The organism is Rhodococcus sp. WMMA185 (genome assembly GCF_001767395.1).
Classification (GTDB): domain Bacteria; phylum Actinomycetota; class Actinomycetes; order Mycobacteriales; family Mycobacteriaceae; genus Rhodococcus_F.
The window spans coordinates 3,299,473-3,320,007 of the sequence record NZ_CP017014.1 but is presented as its reverse complement, the minus strand read 5'-3'; the positions used below and the strand labels follow the sequence as shown (position 1 = coordinate 3,320,007).

The 20,535-nt window shown below is 63.7% G+C and carries 19 protein-coding genes; 10 read left to right on the top strand and 9 right to left on the bottom strand.

Annotated features, from left to right (window positions below; translation table 11 throughout):
• Positions 1 to 15 precede the first annotated feature (15 nt).
• Positions 16 to 1,068 carry an ABC transporter permease gene (locus BFN03_RS14900; protein WP_232320287.1) on the bottom strand — a complete coding sequence of 351 codons (1,053 nt, stop codon included), beginning with the start codon at positions 1,066 to 1,068 and terminating at the stop codon, positions 16 to 18.
• A 223-nt stretch (positions 1,069 to 1,291) separates the two neighbouring features.
• Between BFN03_RS14900 and BFN03_RS14895 the strand changes: the two genes are divergently transcribed.
• On the top strand, positions 1,292 to 1,705 hold the full coding sequence (locus tag BFN03_RS14895; protein WP_070379655.1) for a VOC family protein: 414 nt from the start codon (positions 1,292 to 1,294) through the stop codon (positions 1,703 to 1,705).
• Between the two features lie 13 nt (positions 1,706 to 1,718).
• Here the strand turns inward: BFN03_RS14895 and BFN03_RS14890 are convergent, their stop codons facing one another.
• Positions 1,719 to 2,399, bottom strand: coding sequence for a TetR/AcrR family transcriptional regulator (locus tag BFN03_RS14890; RefSeq protein ID WP_070380956.1), 681 nt, complete (start codon positions 2,397 to 2,399; stop codon positions 1,719 to 1,721).
• Positions 2,400 to 2,497: 98 nt separating this feature from the next.
• Here BFN03_RS14890 and BFN03_RS14885 point away from each other — a divergent pair, with 98 nt between their 5' ends.
• Together BFN03_RS14885 and BFN03_RS14880 are read left to right on the top strand one after the other, a co-directional pair.
• A complete protein-coding gene (locus BFN03_RS14885; protein WP_070379654.1) occupies positions 2,498 to 3,232 on the top strand; it encodes an NAD(P)-dependent oxidoreductase in 735 nt (244 codons plus the stop codon).
• On the top strand, positions 3,229 to 3,960 hold the full coding sequence (locus tag BFN03_RS14880; protein WP_070379653.1) for a DUF4386 domain-containing protein: 732 nt from the start codon (positions 3,229 to 3,231) through the stop codon (positions 3,958 to 3,960). Before BFN03_RS14885 ends, BFN03_RS14880 begins: the two co-directional genes overlap by 4 nt.
• Before the next feature lie 166 nt (positions 3,961 to 4,126).
• On the opposite strand, the gene BFN03_RS14875 is transcribed toward BFN03_RS14880, so the two are convergent.
• Positions 4,127 to 5,209, bottom strand: coding sequence for a sulfite oxidase (locus BFN03_RS14875; protein WP_070379652.1), 1,083 nt, complete (start codon positions 5,207 to 5,209; stop codon positions 4,127 to 4,129).
• A 175-nt stretch (positions 5,210 to 5,384) separates the two neighbouring features.
• Here BFN03_RS14875 and BFN03_RS14870 point away from each other — a divergent pair, with 175 nt between their 5' ends.
• Positions 5,385 to 7,652, top strand: coding sequence for a thiamine pyrophosphate-dependent enzyme (locus BFN03_RS14870; protein WP_070380955.1), 2,268 nt, complete (start codon positions 5,385 to 5,387; stop codon positions 7,650 to 7,652).
• A gap of 51 nt (positions 7,653 to 7,703) precedes the next feature.
• On the opposite strand, the gene BFN03_RS14865 is transcribed toward BFN03_RS14870, so the two are convergent.
• From BFN03_RS14865 to hutG, 3 genes are all read right to left on the bottom strand, one after another.
• Positions 7,704 to 9,101, bottom strand: coding sequence for a cytochrome P450 (locus tag BFN03_RS14865; RefSeq protein WP_070379651.1), 1,398 nt, complete (start codon positions 9,099 to 9,101; stop codon positions 7,704 to 7,706).
• 184 nt (positions 9,102 to 9,285) lie between these two features.
• Positions 9,286 to 9,489 carry a transcription antiterminator/RNA stability regulator CspE gene (gene cspE / locus BFN03_RS14860; protein WP_070379650.1) on the bottom strand — a complete coding sequence of 68 codons (204 nt, stop codon included), beginning with the start codon at positions 9,487 to 9,489 and terminating at the stop codon, positions 9,286 to 9,288.
• Positions 9,490 to 9,700: 211 nt separating this feature from the next.
• On the bottom strand, positions 9,701 to 10,705 hold the full coding sequence (gene hutG, locus BFN03_RS14855) for a formimidoylglutamase (protein ID WP_070379649.1): 1,005 nt from the start codon (positions 10,703 to 10,705) through the stop codon (positions 9,701 to 9,703).
• Positions 10,706 to 10,960: 255 nt separating this feature from the next.
• Here hutG and BFN03_RS14850 point away from each other — a divergent pair, with 255 nt between their 5' ends.
• Positions 10,961 to 12,430, top strand: coding sequence for a peptide MFS transporter (locus tag BFN03_RS14850; RefSeq protein ID WP_070379648.1), 1,470 nt, complete (start codon positions 10,961 to 10,963; stop codon positions 12,428 to 12,430).
• A 33-nt stretch (positions 12,431 to 12,463) separates the two neighbouring features.
• Here the strand turns inward: BFN03_RS14850 and BFN03_RS14845 are convergent, their stop codons facing one another.
• The gene (locus BFN03_RS14845; RefSeq protein WP_070379647.1) at positions 12,464 to 12,925 is read right to left on the bottom strand and encodes a GNAT family N-acetyltransferase; all 462 of its coding nucleotides are present in this window, start codon (positions 12,923 to 12,925) and stop codon (positions 12,464 to 12,466) included.
• 95 nt (positions 12,926 to 13,020) lie between these two features.
• On the opposite strand from BFN03_RS14845, the gene BFN03_RS14840 reads away from it, so the two are divergent.
• Both BFN03_RS14840 and BFN03_RS14835 read left to right on the top strand, forming a co-directional pair.
• Positions 13,021 to 13,515, top strand: a complete 495-nt coding sequence (locus BFN03_RS14840; protein ID WP_070379646.1) for a GNAT family N-acetyltransferase — start codon at positions 13,021 to 13,023, stop codon at positions 13,513 to 13,515.
• A gap of 20 nt (positions 13,516 to 13,535) precedes the next feature.
• The gene (locus BFN03_RS14835) at positions 13,536 to 14,060 is read left to right on the top strand and encodes a GNAT family N-acetyltransferase (RefSeq protein ID WP_157109626.1); all 525 of its coding nucleotides are present in this window, start codon (positions 13,536 to 13,538) and stop codon (positions 14,058 to 14,060) included.
• Positions 14,061 to 14,088: 28 nt separating this feature from the next.
• Here BFN03_RS14835 and BFN03_RS14830 read toward each other — a convergent pair whose 3' ends face one another.
• A complete protein-coding gene (locus BFN03_RS14830; RefSeq protein WP_070380954.1) occupies positions 14,089 to 15,066 on the bottom strand; it encodes a TIGR00341 family protein in 978 nt (325 codons plus the stop codon).
• 147 nt (positions 15,067 to 15,213) lie between these two features.
• On the opposite strand from BFN03_RS14830, the gene BFN03_RS14825 reads away from it, so the two are divergent.
• From BFN03_RS14825 to BFN03_RS14815, 3 genes are all read left to right on the top strand, one after another.
• Positions 15,214 to 16,152 (top strand): ABC transporter ATP-binding protein, encoded by a 939-nt coding sequence (locus BFN03_RS14825; RefSeq protein WP_070379644.1) that lies wholly within the window; start codon positions 15,214 to 15,216, stop codon positions 16,150 to 16,152.
• Positions 16,142 to 16,930, top strand: coding sequence for an ABC transporter permease (locus tag BFN03_RS14820; protein ID WP_070379643.1), 789 nt, complete (start codon positions 16,142 to 16,144; stop codon positions 16,928 to 16,930). Before BFN03_RS14825 ends, BFN03_RS14820 begins: the two co-directional genes overlap by 11 nt.
• Before the next feature lie 263 nt (positions 16,931 to 17,193).
• Positions 17,194 to 18,663, top strand: a complete 1,470-nt coding sequence (locus tag BFN03_RS14815; RefSeq protein ID WP_070379642.1) for an MFS transporter — start codon at positions 17,194 to 17,196, stop codon at positions 18,661 to 18,663.
• A 94-nt stretch (positions 18,664 to 18,757) separates the two neighbouring features.
• On the opposite strand, the gene nhaA is transcribed toward BFN03_RS14815, so the two are convergent.
• Positions 18,758 to 20,080, bottom strand: a complete 1,323-nt coding sequence (gene nhaA, locus BFN03_RS14810; RefSeq protein WP_070379641.1) for a Na+/H+ antiporter NhaA — start codon at positions 20,078 to 20,080, stop codon at positions 18,758 to 18,760.
• Between the last annotated feature and the right edge of the window lie 455 nt (positions 20,081 to 20,535).

Below are 20,535 nucleotides of genomic sequence, written 5' to 3'. Positions count from 1 at the left end.
GCACCCCAGGTGCTTTCACTCGGCACTACGCACCACCGCCCTGCCTGCCGGCGCGATCGACCGCTTCAGCCGGAACACCGCCGCCCCGAAGATCACCACGGCCATCAACACCAACACGCCGATCGGCAGCCACAAGGTGTTCAACTCTGCCCCACGCAGCATCACGCCCTGAGAGATCTTGGTGAAGTACGTCAGCGGCAACAGGTACCCGATCCAACGAACCCCGGCAGCCATCGCGTCGAGTGGAAAGATCATGCCGGACAGCAGGACCTGCGGCAGCATCACCATCAGCGCCGCCTGGATCGCCTGCCCGGTGGTCTTGGAGATCGTCGAGATGAACACCCCCACCCCGAGTACCACGAACAGGAAGACCGCCGCCCCGAGCGCGAAGATCAGCACGTTGCCGTTGAACGGCACACCGAAGATCCATATGCCGAGCAGGGTCACCGCGATCATGTCGAGGGAAGCCAGCAGGAAGTACGGTGCGATCTTGCCGGCGATCACCTCCGCGGGCGAGAACGGCATCACCGCAAGCTGCTCCAGCGTGCCCGCCTCACGCTCCTTGACCAGGCCGATGCTGGTGATGATGCCGCCGATGAACGTCAGGATCAGTCCGATGATCGCGGGCACCATCACCCAAGATGTCTTCAGGTCCGGGTTGTAGAGCACCTCCGAGTCGACAGCGGGTCCCATCTGCGCGACGGCGATCTTGGCTGCTTGGGCGGCGAAGAGATTCGATCCGTCGATGTACACCATCGGCTTCCCGGCTCCCGTGACGATCGCCAGGTCGGAGACGTCATCGCGCAGCGCGTCGCGCGCGGTCGCGTCGGTGCCGGTGGGATCGACCGCATCGATGCGAAACTCTCCCTCCGTCTGCGGGTTTGCCTGGAGTTGGTCGGCCACGGTCTGGGCGTTCGGACCGGTGATGGTCACCCCGAGCGTCCCGACGGTGAAGTTTGCTGCGAAACCGAAGACGATCAGGAGTAGCACCGGTAACGCAACCAACATGGCGAGGGTGCGGCGATCTCGCCGCAGCTCACGAAATTCCTTGACGATCATCGCGCGCATGAGCACTCCCCGGAGGCGGGCGGATAGAAATTCATCAATCAATGAATTGAAGGTAGGCGCTGCCCGGGGAGACGTCAAACCTTCGACTCGGACGCTATGGAATCGTGACCGGCGTGGCGGGGAATTCGGCCATGGTCCCGTTCCGGCCAGAAGACCGATCTCGAGGACGATGATGGGCACTGCGGCCTGGTCGCTTCCATTACCGACGAGACGGGAGAACATCATGTTGCTCGACGGCATCAACCACATTGCGTGGATCTCCAAGGACGTCGCCCGTTTGGCCCAGTTCTATGCCGAGGTGTTCGATGCCGACGTCGGGCCCACGCGTCCCCACGGCCAGGGCGGGAACGAAACGATGACCAACATTCGCATCGGCCCGCATACCGGGCTGAACATCGTCGTCATCGAAGGCAACACCGAACCCGAACGCCAAACACCGATGTGGGGGCGTGGCCGCATCGACCACTTCGGGCTGCAGGCCGCCTCGCCCGAGGCGTTCGCCACGATTCGGCAACGACTTATGGACAACGCTGCCAGTGACGGCACCATCAACGACTTCGGCGCCGTCCACAGCATCTTCTTCCGCGACCCCGATGGGCTCGAGGGTGAGGTTGTGATTGCTAAGCCGTCGAGCTAGGTCGCCGATGCCGTCATCGAACCTTGCTGCGTAGCGCTTCGAGACCGTCGAGGATGAGGTCGAGTCCGAACTCGAACTCGTCGGCGTAGTTGTAGCCGGGTTTCATGGCATGGTCGACGATCATCTCGGTGAGATACGGGAACTCGTCGGCGGGCATGTGGTCGAGGATCGTCTCGGCGACGTCCTCGAGCTCGCCCGGTCCCTCGAACGGCAGATTGAGCTCCTGCAAGACGAAGCCGTACAGATAGCTGTCGATCAGCGAGATCGCATGGGCCGCGCCGGCGATGTCGAAGCCACCTCGGCGCAGGATTCCGATCACGGCATCGTGGTGTCGGAGGGTCGCCGGCCCGGGATTGCCCCTCGAGTCCATCAGACCGATAGCCCACGGGTGGCGAACAAGGACGGCGCGCGCCGAGATGGTCCGCTCGCGCATCGCTGTCCGCCACTCGCCGTCGCTTTCCGGCAGATCGATCTCGGCGAAAACGGTGTCGACCATTCCGTCGAGGATGGCGCCCTTGTTGGCGACGTGGTGATACAGGGACATCGCCTCGACTCCGAGGTGATCGGCGAGTTTGCGCATCGAGAGTGCGGAGACCCCTGCGCGGTCGGCGAGGTCGACGGCCGCGGTGAGGACCGCGTCGAGCGTCAGTGGCGAATGGGGTCGTGCACGACGCGCTGATTTCTCTGTGGGCAAGGGGCCTCCTGCTCGGGTGAACAACTTCAGGGATTGACCCACCTTACTGCGTAAGGTTACCTTACAGTGTAAGTCAGTACTCGACGTGAGGAGATCGCATGGAAACCGCTGATACCCGAGAGAACGGAAACCCGAAGGCAACCGGGAAGGTGTGCATCGTCGGCGCCTCAGGCAAGCTGGGCCGCTACATGGTGCGGCACGCACTCGATCGGGGGTACGACGTCGTCGGCGTCTGCCGCGAGAAGAGCGTGGGCAAGCTAGCGGAGTTCGACGGCCGGATCACCGTCGTCCCCGGAGCGACCAACGATCGCGAGGTCATCGCGAGAGCGGTGGCGGACTGCGACGGCGTCCTGACCGTGCTGGTGCCGTGGGGCATGAGCCACTACGCCTCGGGTACCGCGCAGGCCGTTCTGGACCACGCGCGCCCGGGTGCGCGGCTCGTGTTCTCCTGCGGCTGGCACATCACCCGCGACGGCAAAGATGTCTACACACGCAGGCTGAAGGCGTTCGTCGCGGTTGTCAGTCGGTTGGCCAGGCTCGCGCGGGTGGTGGACATCGACGATCAGGTGGAGGCGTGCCGGCGAATCTTCGCCAGCGACACCCGGTGGACCGTTGTCCGCGGCAGCGACCTGGAAGAAGGTGAGAGCCAGGGGCTGCCGGTCTGGAGCAGGCATGTCGGAGATCCTGTGCTCGCGAGCAACTTGACCCGCCGCGTGGACTTCGCGATGTTCATGGTCGAGGCCCTGCGTGACGACGCACTCGTGCAGGAGGCGCCGGCCATCGTCGGATGCCGGACGCCGTCCGCGCTCGCGTACGCCGAGGGGGCAGCATGAGCGCCACACTCGCATCGTCGGTCACCGCGTCGCCCGCCCAGCCTGCGGGGCCGACTACCGACCGCCTCGCGCGGACCACCGGCTGGTTGTATCTGGCACTGGCTGGATTGGGAATGCTGGGACCGCTCACGCTGGAATCGTTCGTCGTTCCCGGCGACGCTTCCGCGACGGCGGACTCGATCGCGCAGTCGCCGTGGCTCTTCGACATCAGCCTCGTCACCTGGATCGCGATCGTGGCGGTGGACGTCGTACTGTCGGTGACTCTCTACCTGCTGCTGGCACCGGCGGGCCGGGCGCTCTCGCTGACGGCGGCCGCATTCCGGCTGGTCTACTCCGCTGTTCTGGGGGCGCTGCTGATCCTGCCGTTTCTCGCCCGCGCACTGCTTACCGATGGGTCGGGGGATGCGGTCGACCCGCAGAATCAGGCGCTAGCCGCGCTCGAGGCCTTCGCTCGAGGCTTCCTGCTGGCTCTCGTGTTCTTTGGATTCCATCTCCTGACCCTCGGACTACTCCTACTCCGGTCTCGCTACGTCCCACGGATATTCGGTGTTCTTCTGGTGGCGGCGGGTGCCGGCTATATCGCAGACAGCTTGCTGCAACTGATCACCGACGCCGGTGGCGGTGCGATCTCCGCCGTGTTGCTCACTCCTGCCGTCATCGGCGAGATCGGGCTCGCCGTCTGGCTGCTGGTCAAGGGTGTCCAGACCGGGGGAGTCCGGACGCGGTGATCCGGGTGTCTTCGCTGCCGAGGCCGGGTGGTCCGGACGCCCGCCCGCCTGACTCGAGCTCGCCGGATGTGACATTGGTGCGATCAGACCGAACTGATGTCACATTGGACAGCAGGCACGGGTGAGGCGGTGACCCGTGCGGGCACGTCCGTCCGCCGGATTGTCGTCAGGTGACGGTCAGATTCGCGCTGGGCCAGGAGTTGTTGACGTATCCGTGTGGGTTCCACAATTGGGCGGCCGATTCGGGTTGCATGGCAGCGGTGGTGTCCCAGGCCCGCGCGGTGATCGTCAGCGGTCCGGGTGTCGCGTCGACGACCTGTGACCAGCGGCGCCACGACCACGGACTCACCTCGGCGGCGAGTTCCGCTTGCGCCCACGTGCGACCGCCGTCGAGGGATACGTCCACCCGGGCGATCCCGCGACCGTCCCCCGCCAGCGCGTATCCGTGGACGGAAAGTGGCCCCGCCGGGACGGTTGCCCCATCGGCCGGCTCGAGAATGTCGCAGTTCAGTGCGACCGAGGAGAGGGGGATGCCGTCGCCTGGGCGCGCGGAATCGGGGTCTGCGTCGGCAGGGAGGATGTGGTACACGGTGGACTGGAAGTAATTGTCGGACGGGTGGTCCTGAACCTTGATGCCGGTAATCCACTTCACGCTGCGGGCACCGATGTACCCCGGAACCACCACCCGGACCGGGCCGCCGTGAACCCGGGGGAGGGGTTCGGAATTCATCTCCCATGCCAGCAGAACTTCATCCGACAGGGCTTTGGACAGCGGGATCGAGCTGCCGTATTGCTGTGGTGGTGTCGCCTCGTCCGCGACGTCCGGAGCGGTGAACTCCACGTGAAGGGGCCCGTCGGTGCGCACTCCGCAGGCGCTCAGGACGTCCGACAGTCGCACTCCGCGCCACTCGGCGGTGGATGTCGCCCCAGATTCCCAGGGTTCGCCCGGGATATCGCGCACCGCGATGAGGCCCGCCCTGCGGTTGCCCGCACATTGCAGTGTCGCCACGAGGCTGCGGGTCTCGAAACGGCTTTCGAGGTCGGAGAGCGTGAAGTCCTGTTCATGGTTCACCAGTCCGGTGACCGAGAGTCGCCACTTCTTGCCGGGAATGTCAGGGATCTCGCCGTGGTTGCGGCAGTAGAACGTGTCCAAGGCGGTGACCTCGCCGTCCACCAACGCCGAACCTGCAGGTTCGGCGTTATACGGGGACTCTTCGTGGACTAGCATGTCTTCGCGTTTGCCCCACATATGTGCACCTGCAATTCATCTGTGTGCGTGCCGATCTCGTCTGGGCGCGAGCGGTGATACTTGATATCGACTGTAACAAAATCGGGGTTCGGGGAACCTTCTACAGAACGACCTCCCCTCGGCGCCTGTAGAAGGCAGAGTGGACGTATTCCGCCGATTTCAGGAGACGCGATTCATGGCTGAGCCCATCGACGAGTACTTCACCACCACTGTCTCTGCGATGAGTCCTGTCTCTGCGACGAGGCGCGGTGCAAGTGGCGGTTTCGGCGACCGGAACGCACCGCTTCGCGAAGGAGACTTGCTGACGGTAGGGCAGGCGCTCGGGCTCTTCGATTCGCAGTTGGGCAGCCGCCATCTCGATCTGGCGGCGCGGTGGCTTCGATCGCGTGGGGACGGCTTCTACACCATCGGTTCGTCCGGCCACGAAGGGAACGCTGCGGTGGCTGCTGCTTTGCGTCCTACCGACCCGGCTCTGTTGCACTACCGGTCCGGCGGGTTCTTTCTCGAGCGGGCGAGACGGATTCCCGGTAGTGACCCGCTGCGCGATGTCCTGCTCGGGGTCGTCGCGGCTGCCGAGGAACCGATGTCGGGCGGGCGCCACAAGGTCTTCGGTCGCCACGATCTCAACGTGATTCCGCAGACCTCGACGATCGCCTCGCATCTGCCGCGTGCGGTCGGGGTGGCCTTCTCCATCGGCAGGGCCGCCAAACTGCACGTTGCCTCGCCTTGGCCCGCGGATGCGGTCGCAGTATGCAGCTTCGGCGACGCCTCCGCGAACCATTCGACCGCGGTGGGCGCGATCAATACGGCTATTGCGGCCGCGTATCAGGGTCTGCCGCTGCCGCTGCTCTTCGTCTGTGAAGACAACGGGCTCGGGATCAGCACGAAGACCCCGGCAGGGTGGATCGCGTCCGCATTCGGAGCCAGCGAAGGCCTCGAATACTTCGCGGCCGACGGCTCGGACCTATCGGCGGCATTCGCCACTGCATCTGCCGCAGCGCAATGGGTCCGAACCCATCGGCGTCCCGCGTTCCTGCACCTGCACACCGTACGGCTGATGGGGCACGCCGGGTCCGACGTCGAATCCGCCTACCGCAGCCCGGACGAGATCACCGCGGACTTCGACCGCGACCCGGTGCTGTGCACGGCGCGACTGCTGCTCGAGGGCGGTCACCTGACCCCCACCGAGGTGCTCGATCTCTACGAGAACAAGCGTGCCGAAGTGCTCGACCTTGCCGAGCGGGTTGCCACGCAGCCGCAACTCGGCAGTGCCTCGGCGGTGATGGCTCCGTTGCGCGAGAGCCTCGACGAAGCCGCCGCCGCCACCCCTCGGGATCTCGAATCCGCTGGTCGTACGACGGTTCTCAGAACGCCTCTCCCGGAGGACGAGGGCCCCTTGACCCTAGCTTCGTCGATCAACCGAGCCCTGCTCGAGATACTCGCGCTCTATCCGGAGGCGATGGTTTTCGGTGAGGACGTCGGCCGCAAGGGCGGCGTCTACGGGGTGACCAGGGGACTGATGAAGAAGGCTGGCGCCGCCCGAGTATTCGACACCGTGCTCGATGAGCAGGCGATCCTGGGCCTCGCCCTCGGCGCAGGGGTGTCGGGGCTGCTGCCGATCCCGGAGATTCAGTATCTCGCCTATCTGCACAACGCCGCAGATCAGATCCGTGGGGAGGGTGCCACGCTGCAGTTCTTCTCCGACCGGCAGTATCGAAATCCGATGGTGGTGCGAGTCGCCGGGTACGGCTATCAGAAGGGGTTCGGGGGACACTTCCACAACGACAACGCGCTAGGTGCGCTACGCGACATCCCCGGAATCGTGATCGCCTCACCGGCGCGTCCGGACGATGCGGCAGCCATGTTGCACACTGTCGCAGCGGCCGCGCACACCGCAGGGGTGGTGTGTGTATTCCTCGAACCGATTGCGCTGTACCACAACCGGGATCTGTTCGCCGATGGCGACGAGCAGTGGTTGGCGCCGTACCCGGGCCCGGTGACCCGAGCGCAGAGCGAAGTTGCGATCGGAAGGGCGCGAACCTACGGGGACGGAACGGACCTGACCATCGTCACGTTCGGAAACGGGGTGCGGATGAGCCTGCGGGTTGCTCGCCGGCTTCAGAGGGAGAACATCACTGCGCGGGTGGTGGACATGCGATGGCTTGCGCCCCTGCCCATGCCGGACATCCTCCGCGAGGCCGCCGCCACCGGTCGGGTACTCGTCGTCGACGAGACCCGTCACTGCGGGGGTGTGTCCGAGGGCGTGATCACCGCGCTCGTCGACGAAGGCTTCACCGGTCGCTTAGCCCGGGTCACGAGCGAGGACAGCTTCATCCCTCTCGGTGACGCCGCACTCGAGGTTCTGCTGTCCGAAGACACCATCGAGGCTGCTGCGATCGCACTTGTCCGATCGCCGAATGTCACAGCGGTGCAGTCCAAGTGAACCGATGTGACATTGGGTGGGCGTGGACGTCGAGGAGCACGGCAAAGATGGTCAGCGCCGGCGTAGCTGCAGGGTGAACCCCTCAGGCATCAGGGTCAGCCGTTCGGATACCTTCAAGCGGTAGTTGGGGTCACCGACGATTTGGTAGCGGTGCAGGATCGTGCCGAGGACGAGCACTGCCTCGTGCAGAGCGAACTGGCGGCCTATGCACGCCCGTTTGCCGGTGCCGAACGGTTTGTACACGTGCGCAGGACGGGCCCGGACGCGTTCGGGAAGGAAATTGTCCGGGTCGAATGCCTCGGGATCGTCGCCCCACACGGGATCGCGATGTAGGGACGGGATGAGAACGAGGACCCAGTCGCCGACGTTCATCGGATACTTGCCGACGAGGGTCGTAGGGACCTTCGCTTCGCGGCCATATGCGGGAGCGGTCGGCCACAGCCGCAACGACTCGTCGAGCACGCGTCGCACATAGCGGAGTTTGGCGATCTGCTCGAATGTCGGGGCCTCGTCACCCCAGACGGTGTCCACCTCGGCCTGCGCCTTCGCGAGGACCTCGGGGTGCCGCGACAGGTAGTACAGGGCGAATGACAATGCTCCGGAGGTTGTTTCGTGTCCCGCAACGAGAAAGGTGACCACCTGGTGGCGGATGTTCAGTTCGTCGATCCGATTGGGGTCATTTTCTCTGGCGGCTCTCAGCATGAGTTCGAGGAGGTCCTCGGGACCGGCTTCGGCACTGTCACGGCGGCTGCGGATCACCTCGTCGACGACCTCCGCCAGGTACTCGATGTTGGCGACGTTGCGGCGATCGGACCGCCGGGTCAGGAGACGCCCGAGAGTAGTCGCTCTTACGAGTGAAGTGCGTTGCGAATGGCTGAGCGCATTCACCATCGCCTGCACGAATGGATGTGGGCGTTCCCGCTTGAACGAGTCGAACGAGTAGCTGAACCCGGTGCGGCCGATGGTTTCGAGGGTCACCTTCGTCATGTCCGAAGACACGTCCACAGCCCCGCCGTCCACGAACTGGTCCCAGTGCTCGGTCAGTTCGCCCGCGACGTCGAGCATCGTGTCGTGGTACGAGCGCATCGCGGACTTGGTGAATGCTGGAACGAGGAGATGGTGGGCCTTGTCCCAGTTCGGCTCGTGGTCGTACGCGGTGAAAAGGCCGTCACCGCCGATCTCGCGCAGCGAATCGACACCGGGTGCGAGGTGTTTGCCGAACCGGGAATCGTCGGAGAGTTCGGCGACCATTTCGGAACCGGACACGAACACGAACCGAATACCGAACACCCGGCGTTCGAAGATGGGTCCGAGTGGCCTACCGGCCTCCATCGAGTTCTGCAGTGGAGTCCGGATACTGAGCCCGAACACATCACCGAGGACCGGGACGCGCCAGCGTGGATGCGGAATTCTTGCCTTTTGCGCAGCAGGCGCTGATTCGACGCTCATTGGCGACCTTCGTATCGATGGCTGTGGTGCTGAATCGATGTCTGATACGCAAGGTATCACCTACCGGACCGGTGTCAAGTAGTGCGCAGAGCGTGCTGCTGAGGAGCTCACCATGGTCGGGTGGCCTACCCAGCAGAACAGGGGCCGCGTTACTCGGGGTGCGGCCCCGAGTTCGAGCGGTCTGTCAGAGGGCTCGAACGTTCTGAGCCTGCGGGCCCTTCTGGCCCTGGCCGACCTCGAACTCGACGCGTTGGTTCTCGTCGAGCGTCTTGTAGCCGCTGCCGGAGATCTCCGAGTAGTGCACGAACACGTCGGCACTGCCATCGTCCGGTGCGATGAATCCGAAGCCCTTCTCGCTGTTGAACCACTTCACAACGCCCTGCGCCATATCTATCTCTCCCTGAAACTGTCGGGATCTCACATCGAGATCTCGATCGGTGGAAACTCCATCCTGTCATCCCTGAGCCGGAACGGCCTGTTTTCCGTCGGCGGGTCTGGCGAAGTGTTCGGCGGCTGCCATATGGGTGGGTGCTCGAGGACGTGTCACCGGCAATCCGATGCGGATATTGATACTCGCCGGTAGTCGGCAGGACGGTGACTCATTTCAGGCCCCGCGCAGCGCTGCGGGCCGGTAGGGAACCCAGTACCGGTGGTGGAATTCGCTTGGTGACGATTCGGTGGATCAACCGAGCGGCGGTTCGCGCCGTGCGATTGTCGACATCGAAGGCCGGATTGAGTTCGGCCACATCGCAGACTGCGAGCTTTCCGCTTGCTGCGATGGCATCGCAAACGAACTGGATCGTCTCTAGCGGAACACCGTACGCGGCGGGAGCGCTCACTCCCGGGGCGACGCTCGCGGGAAGAACATCGAGGTCGATGCTGAGGTAGACGAGATCTGCATCGGACAGGAAGTTGCTGACGAAGACCGCCACCCGATGGCGGTCGGTGACGGAGCAGTCGTCGTCGAGGAGATATCGGGCGTCCAAACTGTGCGCTGCCTCGAACAGCGCGGTGGTGTTGCTCGGCTGGCTGATGCCGAGAACGGAGTACTGCAGCGAAGTGCCGGCAGCTCGTTCCCGCTCGATCATTTGACGGAACGGGGTACCTGAATTCGCGACCGGATCGGCACGAAGATCGAAGTGGGCGTCCAGATTCAGTACTCCGATCCGTAGATGGGGGCTGCGAGCGGACGACTGCGCGAGACCGAGGTACGTCCCGTATGCGACCTCCTGGCCTCCCCCGAATACGAGCGGGAACTGGCCGGCGTCCAGAGCCGCTGCGACTGTTGCGCCGAGCGCCTCCTGGCCGGCTTCGAGCTGGTCGTCGGCGACCACAATCGTGCCGGCGTCGCAGGCTCGGATGGGCTCGGCGACCGCCATCGACGACAGCGCATTTCGCAGGGCGTCCGGTCCCGCGGCGGCGCCTCGACGTCCCTTGTTCCGCGCTACCCCTTCATCACTCGCAAATCCTATGAAAACACAGGCACAGGAATGGGATTCGTCTCTCAGGGGCGTTACCGCCTGGTGCCACCGCAGATGTTCCTGTGTGGTTCCGTCCACCTGTCCGGTCCAGGTGGGTGGGGGAGCAACCGGATTCTCGGTCATCGTGCACTCCTCGGGCGTCGAGTGGAGGGTTCGGGTACCGGACGTCGAGCGGAACTCTGACGAAAGATATCCGTGTCTTGCCACCTGTCCTGGTCCCAGTGTGCTCTGCTTCGCTCGATATTTCGCCCATGTACGCAACCGTGCATGGAGAAATTCGTCAGATGTGTCCCTCGCGGCAGCCAGCAGATGCAGTCCGGCCAGGTCACCGCTATCTCGGGAGAAACCCGGAGCTCGCCAAGTCTGTAATCTTTAGCAATGGGAAACAGTTCTGTTTCGGAGCAGGACCAAGCGTCTGGCAGCACCTTCCTGGGGCAGCCGGCCGCGCTGGCGAACCTGTTCGGTGTCGAAATGTGGGAACGGTTTTCGTTTTATGGGATGACCGCCATCCTCATCTACTACCTCTATTACCCGGTCACTGACGGTGGCCTTGGTATTTCCCAGGCGGCCGCCACGAGCATCGTCGGTGCATACGGCGGAACGGTGTACTTCTCGACGATCATCGGTGCATGGGTGGCAGACCGACTACTCGGATCCGAGCGCACCCTCTTCTACAGCGCGGTGCTCGTCATTATCGGGCACGTAGCGCTGGCAACCCTGCCCGGACTACCCGGCGTCGGTGTCGGGCTGGTGCTCGTCGCGCTGGGGAGCGGGGCGGTCAAGGCGAACGCCACCTCCATGGTCGGCGAACTGTACGGAGCTGGCGACAACCGCCGCGACGCCGGGTACTCGATCTACTACATGGGGCTCAATCTCGGGGTGTTGGTCGGCCCGTTGCTGACTGGGCTGGTCAATGACATTGCCGGTTTTCGCATCGGATTCGCACTGGCCGCGCTGGGCATGTCGGTGGGACTGACCCAATACGTGCTCTATCGCGGGCGGCTTTCGGGAGTGAGCGCAGAGGCCGCGAACCCGCTGCCAAGGTCGGACCGGCTGAGGTATTCCGCAATTGCCTTGGGTGTGGTGGTGGTCGTCGTGGCGGCATCTGTGACGCATTTGCTCACTGCCGACAACCTCTCCGGCGTCGTGATCGTGGTGACGGTGCTGGCGGCATTCGGGTACTTCACGATCTTTCTGTCGAGCAGGAAGGTTACCGCCGTAGAACGCAGTCGGATTGTCGCGTTCATCCCGTTGTTCATCGTCAGCGCGGTCTTCTGGTCCTTGTTCCAGCAGCAGTTCACGGTCCTGGCGATTTACGCCGACCAGAGACTCGACCGCAACGTGTTCGGTTGGGAATTCCCGGCCGCATGGGTACGGTCGATCACCCCGGTGTTTCTCATCATCTTTGCGGGACTGTTCGCAGCCATGTGGACAAGACTCGGCCCACGTCAACCGACCGCCCCGATCAAGTTCGCAGCCGGCACGGCTTTCACGGGTCTGGCGTTCTGGGCATTTCTGATGTTCGCCGGGAGCGGGCCGAATGGTGCACCGCTTCTCGGAGTCGTCTTCATATGCTTGTTGCTCACCTTCGGTGAACTTCTCATCGCACCGGTAGGGCTGTCACTGGCTTCGAAGCTCGCGCCGGCCGCGTTCCATACACAAACGGTCGCCCTGTACTACCTGTCGATCGCCCTCGGCACCGCCGCCGCCGGCACCCTGGCGCAGTACTATGACGTCGACAACGAGGTTCCCTACTTCGCGACGGTCGGGTCGTTCTCGGTAGGGGTCGGCGTGATCACGGCGCTGATTTCACCGTGGATCATTCGGAGAATGCGCGGTGTGCGGTAGGTGGTTGCCGTGACGGTCGTCGAGTAGTACCTGTCACAGCGGCAGTGTCATGAAGGTGCTGTTCGGGTCGTCGAGGTAGTCGCCGAAAGGCGGGCACTCGATGAAGCCCGCTCTGGCATATAGACGTCGCGCCGGTGCGAAGAAGTCCATAGAGCCGGTCTCCAACGAGATCCGTGTAACCCCTCGACTCCTGGCATCCTGAATCAAGTATTGGAGCAGAGCGTGTGCAACTCCTTGCCCCCGTAGGCGGGGATCGGTGCGCATACTCTTGAGCTCCTCGTGGCCCGGTTCGAACTGGGCAAGCGCGCCGGTCGAGACAACCTCATCGCGATGTCGGACAACCCAGAGACGGACAGACGGCTTCATGAGCCCGGACATGTCGAGAGCATGCTGGCTTTCATCAGGTGCCGTCGGAGCGATGTCGTCGAGGTGCGCCTGCAGGAAGGCAGCAAGACTCTTGTCGCCAAAATCAGCGCGCTCGACTACCAGATTCACACGCGAATTCTGACATGCGCAGATGCCATACTTTGGTCAGTCCCTACGTACCGTCGACACATCGATTGAGGGACAGTCGAAGTGAGAGACCACCCATGTTGAACATCGAGCTGGCGGAAGCCGAAGACGCCCGGGCTATTTTGGCTTTGCGACATGCAGCCACGGCGTGGCTCGCCGAGCGTGGGATACGACAGTGGGACCACAGTGAGATGCCGATGCCCACAGTGCTCGAACACGTTGGACGAGGTGAGTATTACGTTGTCCGTCGGGAATCGGGCGGATCCGTGCTCGGTGCGATCCGTCTTGTGTGGTCGGATCCGGAAATCTGGGGCCACCAGCAAGAATTCTCCGGATACGTGCACGGGTTGGTGATCGACCGTTCTCAATCGGGTACGAAGCTCGGTTCACGGTTGCTCGAATGGGCCGCCGATCGAGCCCGTGATGCCGGCGCCGAGCTATTGCGGCTCGACTGCACCGAACACAACACGGCACTACGCGAATACTATGCGCGAGCCGGATTCGTCGAGGTCGGGCGACGCGACTTCGACGACCTCTGGTACAGCCTCGTTCTGCTCGAGCGCCGTATTTGACGGGAAGAATCGAGCCGGCGATGAAGGGAACTCCCATGTTGAATGTCGACTTGGCGACAGAGGAAGACGGCCATGCAATCCTGGCGTTGCAGAATGCGGGCGAAGCCTGGCTCGCCGAGCGCGGGATTCGGCAATGGGATCGCCGCGAGATGTCCCTGCCAACCGTGCTCGAGCACATTCGACGGCGTGAATACTACGTAGGCCGCGAAGAGCCGGGCGAGGCGGTACGGGCCGCATTTCGGCTGTTGTGGTCGGACGAGGCTGTCTGGGGGCATCAGGCCGAATTCTCAGGCTATGTGCGCGGTTTGGTCATCGACCGTTCCTGTGCCGGCAGGGGGCTCGGTTCGCAGTTGCTCGATTGGGCCGCCGAACGAGCTCGCAATGCCGGTGCGGCGCTGCTGCGCCTGGACTGCGGTCAGGACAATGCTGCGTTGCGCGATTACTACGCGCGGGCCGGATTCGTCGAAGTCGGCAGACGAGACTGCGACCCCCACTGCGGATACGGTGCCGTTCTACTCGAGCGCCGAATAACGAACGCTCACTGACGCGATCGTGACCGGGGTTGAGCGGGCCCTACTCACTACCTTCGATGCGCGCACCGACAGCGTGCAGGACGATGATGCCCGGACCCCAGGGCACCACTTCGGCCACTGATTGTTCGAGGTCGGAGATTGGCGGTAGGTTTCGTGGACCCAGGACTTCGATGACCGCGGTATTGCCTTGCCAAGTGACAGATCCGACGACGGCGTCGGGAGTGTCAGCCAGCCATTGTTGGGTCGATTTGCGGATGTCGTCGGCCCAAACGGTGGCCAGTGAGTTCAAGACCATGGGTATGGCGACGACGACCAGTGCAGCACCCAGTATGGCGTAGATCCGGCCGCGCCGGCTCGAGGCGCTGGAGTCGGATTCGCGAGTGTAGCCGGCGACCGCGAAGACCACGGTCGACGTGATCACCATGGCGACCACGTTGGACGCGAAAAGTACCAGGGCACCGGCGGCCAGCGAGGGTGCGCCCGATCCCAGGCAGACACCTATCACCGCGAGCGGGGGCACGAGGGAGATCGCGATGGCAACCCCTGGTAGTACGTCACCGACATCGCGACGGGTGACGGCGATTGCCCCGGCCAACCCGGTGGCTATCGCGGCCGCGAGATCGTTCAAGGTCGGCGAGGTCCGCCCGGAGACTTGTGAGTTGGTCAGCACGTTCGTGGGGTTGGGCAGCACCTGTGAGAAGAGGTATCCCACAACCGCGACCAGCACGACGCCGGCCAGAACATACAAGATGTTGCGGACCACTGGCCGGCCTCGGCCGGTGACGATGCCGAGACCGATCCCCAGGATCGGTGTCGACAACGGGGCGATGATCATTGCGCCGATCACGGTCGCGGTCGAATCTCCTACGACGCCGGCCGCAGCGATCACTCCGGAGAGGGTGAGCATGATCCAGAAACCTGACCGCTTCGCCCTGCTGTCGCCCGTGTCGAGATCCAGGCGATCCTCGAGTTCCGCCAAACTTCGTCGTTGGCTGTCCGGTACGAGAGCGAAGAGCATCATGGTCCTTTCGACCGGGCCAGAGGGTCTCTCGCAACCGTAAGCCCTCGTCCGATCGAATCGGCGTATTGCGGATCCGGCGATTGTCAGGAGACTCACCCTGCTGAGGTGATGCCCCGGTGTGAACAACTGTTCAATAATCGCTGCATGGATCCTGGTGATGTGAAGGCGTCAGCGTCGGTTATCGACGTCGCGGGTCTCACCCGCCGATTCGGGTCCCGCCGAGGCGTGACCGACCTCGATTTCTCGATAAGTGCCGGTGAAGTGTTCGGGTTCCTCGGACCGAACGGTGCCGGGAAGTCCACCACGATCCGGCTGTTGCTCGGCTTGTATCGGGCCGACTCCGGAACCATGTCCGTTCTCGGCCACGATCCCGTGCATGAAAGCGTGCACATCCACCGGCGTGTGGGTTATCTGCCCGGCGAGGTCGCCCTCTACCCGATGCTGACCGGACGCCGCCACCTCGACACGGTCGCGCGGATACGCGGCCTCACGGATTTGTCGTACCGTGACGAGCTGGTCGAACGCTTCGGCGCCGAACTCGACGCCCCGGTGCGAACACTGTCCAAGGGCAATCGGCAGAAGATCGGTCTGGTGCTGGCCTTCATGCACAAGCCGGAGTTGCTGATACTGGACGAGCCGACGTCAGGGCTCGACCCATTGCTCCAGCAGGAATTCGTAGTGCTGGTCCGGGAAACCGTTGCGCAGGGGCGGACGGTGTTCTTGTCCTCGCACGAGCTCGACGAAGTGCAGAGGTTGGCCGATCGGGTGGCGATCATCAGGGAGGGCCGGCTCGTGGTCACCGACACCGTTGAGAGGCTGCGGCACAATGCACCGCGCACCGTCGAGCTTCGTTTCGACCACGACATCGACACCACGGCGCTGTCGAACCTCGAGGGAGTTCGCGTTGTCACCGACGTCGATCGCCGGGTCACTCTCGCGGTCGCAGGACCTATTGCCCCACTCTTGCGAGTGGTCGCCGACCTCGAACCTGCGGATATGACCGCTCGCGGCGCCGATCTCGACGAGCTGTTCCTGACCTACTACCGCCAGGAGCCTAAAGGGGAGGCCACCGATGCTCACTGAGCTGACCCGACTGGACCTACGACTGCGCCGCCGATCGCTGATCGGCTATTCGTTGGGGATCGCGGTGTATACGTTCGTTATCGTCGCGCTGTATCCAGCCTTCAAGAACGACGCGGGGCTCGACGACTTTGCACAGAGCAACGCCACGATGGCCGCTCTGTTCGGTGTCGGCGACTCGTTGACGAGTTCATCCGGGTGGCTGAACGCCAACCTGTACGCCAACTTCCTGCCTTTGGTGGTGCTGCTCCTCGGAATCGGATACGGGGCATCTTGCTTGGCCGGACAGGACGAGGACGGCACCCTCGGCGTCATGGTCGCTATGCCGATCTCTCGGCGACGTATCGCCGGCCAGAAATTCGCCGCGCTGGGTCTGATCGGAATCCCGGTCGCCATCGTGGCCGCCCTGGTGGTCATATTGGGGCGGGGTTTCGAGTTGACGGTGGACCTCGGGAATCTCGCTGGGGTCACGCTCGGTGTCCTGCTGCTCGGCATCTGTTTCGGTGCACTTGCCATGCTGGTCGGCGGGTTGAGTGGAAGCCGTGGTCTGGCATTGGGCATTTCCTCGGCAGTCGCAGCAGCGTCCTACCTGATCAACTCCCTTGCCCCCATCGTGGATTGGATTCGGCCGGCGCGTTATGCGTCGCCGTTCTACTACGCGATCGGTGACAACCAACTCGAGAACGGTTTGCGCCTGTCCTACGCCGCGGTGCTGGTCGCGGTTGCACTTGCCCTGTTCGCTGCGGCCGTCCTCGCCTTCGAGCGCCTCGACGTGCACTGAAATTCGTCGGGCGCCGAATTTTGTCGGGTGCCGAGTCGTCGCGGTGCTCCGGGAATCGGAGGACGCCGGGTCCGCCTATACTTCTCACGCCTCAACGATCTGAGAAGTGAGCGAGAGTTTGTCGCGGCGTCATCACGTGCCACAGGCACGTAATCCCACTCTCTTACGTTGTTAAAGATCGCTAGAGATCGCCCGCGCCCACCCTTGGAAGCCGACGACGTCTGATTGGGACTGCGCGGGTCGCCACATCGAGAGGATCGCTGATGACTGCAACCGCAGATGCCATCGTGAAGACACAGGTACCGGACTTCGAGTATCAGAGACGGGGGCGGTGGCTCGACCACTGGAATCCCGAGGACGAGCGATTCTGGGAATCGGGCGGCAAGAGGACAGCCTGGAAGAATCTGGCACTGTCGGTGTTCTCCGAACACCTGGGGTTCAACGTCTGGGTGATCTGGACCATTGTCGTCACCAATATGGGTAACGCTGGGTTCGCGTTCATGCAGGGTGAGCAGGCGCTGAACAACGCATTGCTATTGACGTCCGTCCCGGTGCTGGTCGGCGCGGCGCTGCGGGTGCCATACACCTTCGCGATCCCGAAGTTCGGTGGCCGCGCATTCACCGCGTTCAGTGCATCCATGCTGTTGTTCCCGTGTCTCGGACTGGCGTACTTCATCAACCAGCCGAACACCTCGATGGGTGTGTTCCTGGTATTGGCCGCGCTGGCCGGCTTCGGAGGCGGTAACTTCTCCTCCTCGATGGCGAACATTTCCTTCTTCTTCCCGGAGGGTAAGAAGGGCGCGGCGCTCGGCATCAACGCCGCGGGAGGCAACCTCGGTGTCGCGGTGACCCAGCTCGCTCTTCCGCTGGTGATCGCGCTGGGCACGACAGTCGTCGCAAAGTCGCCGGAAGGCTACCGACTGGGGCTTACGATGGCGGCCCTGATCTGGGTGCCCTTCATCGTGCTCGCCGCGATCGGAGCCCTGCTGTTCATGGACAGCATCACCAGCGCCAAGCCTGACGGCCAGTCATACAAGCTGGCGATGACCAACAAGCACAACTGGGTGATGGCTTTCCTCTACGTCGGTACGTTCGGATCGTTCATCGGTTTCTCGTTCGCCTTCCCGACCCTCATCCGGGCAAACTTCCCCGAACTCGAGAACGTCGGAATTCTTGTCGCGCTCGGTAACCTGGCGTTCCTCGGGGCGCTGGTGGGCTCGTTCACCAGGCCGTTCGGTGGCTGGCTCGCCGACCGAATGGGTGGCGGCGCGAAGATCACTCTCGGCGTGTTCGTCAGCCAGGCCGCGGGTATCGGACTGATTCTGATCGCTCTCGAATTGCACAGCTTCCCGCTGTATCTGGCAGCGTTCCTGATCCTGTTCGTCCTCACCGGTATCGGCAACGGCTCGACCTACCGAATGATCCCGACGATCTTCAGTGCCCAGTCCAAGAAGAGGGCCGCCGAGATCGGGCAGGACCCTGCGGAAGCTGCGGCGTCGGCGAAGCGGCAAGCCGGTGCGGCTCTCGGTGTGGTCGGTGCGGTCGGCGCCTTCGGTGGATTCCTGTTGCAGCAGGCCCTGCGCCTGTCCAATATCCACCTGGGCAGCATGACGCCCGCGTTCGGCGCCTATGCAGTGCTGTTCTTGGTGATGGGCGGCGTGACGTGGTGGTTCTACCTGCGCTCGGAGTTCGCGGTGCAGAGGATCCCGTCACTGGCGTACGCGAACGTATAGTTCGTCGAGTTCTCGAAGACGTCGGCCGCGCCGTTGCGGCCGACGTCTTCGTGTGCGGTGCGGATCTGGCGAATGGGCACCCGGCTCGAGCGATTCAGGTCACGTCCCGATCCCGGGTCTCCGAGTACACGTCGGGGATTCCGTCGTGGTCCGCGTCCAGCTCCTCCTGCTCGGCAATCTGTCGGTAGGCGCGGTTGCGGATCCGCAACACGATGGCGGCGAGGAGCGCGGCGATCAGAGAACCGAACAGCACGCCGATCTTGACGTAGACGTCTCGCTCACCCGTGCCGTAGGCGAGTTCGCCGATCAGCAATGACACCGTGAACCCGATCCCGGCCAGCATCGCGACGCCGAAGATGTCGATCCACCGCAGTCCGGAATCGAGTGTCGCCCGAGTGAATCGGGACATCATGAAGGTGGTGCCGAAGATTCCGAAGGTCTTGCCCAGCACGAGGCCGGCGATGATGCCGAGGGTGATCGGGTCCCGCAGGGCGTCTTGCAGCCCACTCAGTCCTCCGATGGTGACCCCGGCCGCGAAGAACGCGAACACGGGCACCGCGAAGCCTGCGGAGACGGGACGAATCCGGTGCTCGAAGTGCTCGGCCAACCCCGGCCCTGCATCGGGCCCGCCCGCGGCCTTGCTCCGCATCACGGGCACGGTGAAGCCCAGTACCACTCCGGCAACCGTGGCGTGTACGCCGGATGCATGAATGAGCGTCCATGCGGCCGCGGCAAGCGGAAGCAACACCCACCACGACCGAATCCTCCGCTGCACCGCAAAGGCGAAAGCGGCCAAGGGGACCAATGCCGCTGCCAATGGCGCTACCGACAAGTGGTCGGTATAGAAGACGGCGATGATCGTGATCGCGAGCAGATCGTCCACCACTGCCAAAGTCAGCAGGAAGATGCGCAGCGTCGAAGGCAGGTGGGTGCTGACGACGGCCAGGATGGCGACGGCGAACGCGATATCGGTGGCCGTTGGAATTGCCCACCCCTCCAGTGCGCCGTCGCCGGTACGAAGGTTGATCAAGACGAACACCAGCGCCGGCAGCGCCATCCCGCCGAGCGCCGCGGCGATCGGCAGCGCGGCCCTCGCGGGATCACGAAGGTCGCCGGCCACGAACTCCCGTTTGAGTTCCAGGCCCACGACGAAGAAGAAGATCGCCAGCAGGCCGTCGGCCGCCCATGTCCCCAGGGACAGGTTCAGATGCAGCGCTTCCGGGCCGAACGTTATATCCCCGAGCGCGGTGTAACCGTCTTTCCACGGCGAGTTCGCCCACACCAGGGCGACGACGGACGCCACCAGCAAGAGTGCACCGCCGACGGTCTCCTTCCGGAGGATCTCGCCGATGCGTGAGGCTTCCGCCCACGATCCGCGAGGGAACAGGGGAGGTCGTGTTGTTGGCGAAGTGCTCACAAAGATTCTTTTTCTTTCTGTACGGGAGGCGTAGACCGGGCCAATCCTGCGATACCAGGTCGTATTCCCTGCACCGCAGCACGACCGCAACGCGGGAGGTTGCGGATGTCTACGCCGAGTAGCAACCGCATCCGCCGCGACGGATCAATGGACCTACACGGACCAATGGAACTGATTATCCGTTTCCACTCCCCGGCCGTGGCCCCTCCGTGTCGGAGATCGATCCTCCAGGTCGGCAGCGGGTGTGACGAGCTGCCGAGACAGCGGTGCCGGGCGGACGTGCTGTACCAGGGAACCGGACCAGCATATCCAACTGCCACGACCCGTCCAGTGCACGGTTGCGTGGGTGACTTGTCCCGTCGGCGGTGATGCACTCCGCGGACGGCAGGGTTGCCTTCGTTGCCTCGGGAGAGTCTTGGCCGGGGTGCAAACCACCGTGCCGTGCACGGAACCCC

Bases quoted from the DNA above. Each gene is read 5' to 3' on its own strand.
- BFN03_RS14840 (WP_070379646.1), top strand. From the start codon at position 13,021: ATGTTGAACATCGAGCTGGCGGAAGCCGAAGACGCCCGGGCTATTTTG.
- BFN03_RS14830 (WP_070380954.1), bottom strand. From the start codon at position 15,066: ATGCTCTTCGCTCTCGTACCGGACAGCCAACGACGAAGTTTGGCGGAA.
- BFN03_RS14900 (WP_232320287.1), bottom strand. From the start codon at position 1,068: ATGCGCGCGATGATCGTCAAGGAATTTCGTGAGCTGCGGCGAGATCGC.
- BFN03_RS14865 (WP_070379651.1), bottom strand. From the start codon at position 9,101: ATGAGCGTCGAATCAGCGCCTGCTGCGCAAAAGGCAAGAATTCCGCAT.
- BFN03_RS14875 (WP_070379652.1), bottom strand. From the start codon at position 5,209: ATGTGGGGCAAACGCGAAGACATGCTAGTCCACGAAGAGTCCCCGTAT.
- hutG (WP_070379649.1), bottom strand. From the start codon at position 10,705: ATGACCGAGAATCCGGTTGCTCCCCCACCCACCTGGACCGGACAGGTG.
- BFN03_RS14815 (WP_070379642.1), top strand. From the start codon at position 17,194: ATGACTGCAACCGCAGATGCCATCGTGAAGACACAGGTACCGGACTTC.
- BFN03_RS14835 (WP_157109626.1), top strand. From the start codon at position 13,536: ATGAAGGGAACTCCCATGTTGAATGTCGACTTGGCGACAGAGGAAGAC.
- BFN03_RS14825 (WP_070379644.1), top strand. From the start codon at position 15,214: ATGGATCCTGGTGATGTGAAGGCGTCAGCGTCGGTTATCGACGTCGCG.
- cspE (WP_070379650.1), bottom strand. From the start codon at position 9,489: ATGGCGCAGGGCGTTGTGAAGTGGTTCAACAGCGAGAAGGGCTTCGGA.
- BFN03_RS14820 (WP_070379643.1), top strand. From the start codon at position 16,142: ATGCTCACTGAGCTGACCCGACTGGACCTACGACTGCGCCGCCGATCG.
- BFN03_RS14850 (WP_070379648.1), top strand. From the start codon at position 10,961: ATGGGAAACAGTTCTGTTTCGGAGCAGGACCAAGCGTCTGGCAGCACC.
- BFN03_RS14895 (WP_070379655.1), top strand. From the start codon at position 1,292: ATGTTGCTCGACGGCATCAACCACATTGCGTGGATCTCCAAGGACGTC.
- BFN03_RS14885 (WP_070379654.1), top strand. From the start codon at position 2,498: ATGGAAACCGCTGATACCCGAGAGAACGGAAACCCGAAGGCAACCGGG.
- BFN03_RS14870 (WP_070380955.1), top strand. From the start codon at position 5,385: ATGGCTGAGCCCATCGACGAGTACTTCACCACCACTGTCTCTGCGATG.
- BFN03_RS14880 (WP_070379653.1), top strand. From the start codon at position 3,229: ATGAGCGCCACACTCGCATCGTCGGTCACCGCGTCGCCCGCCCAGCCT.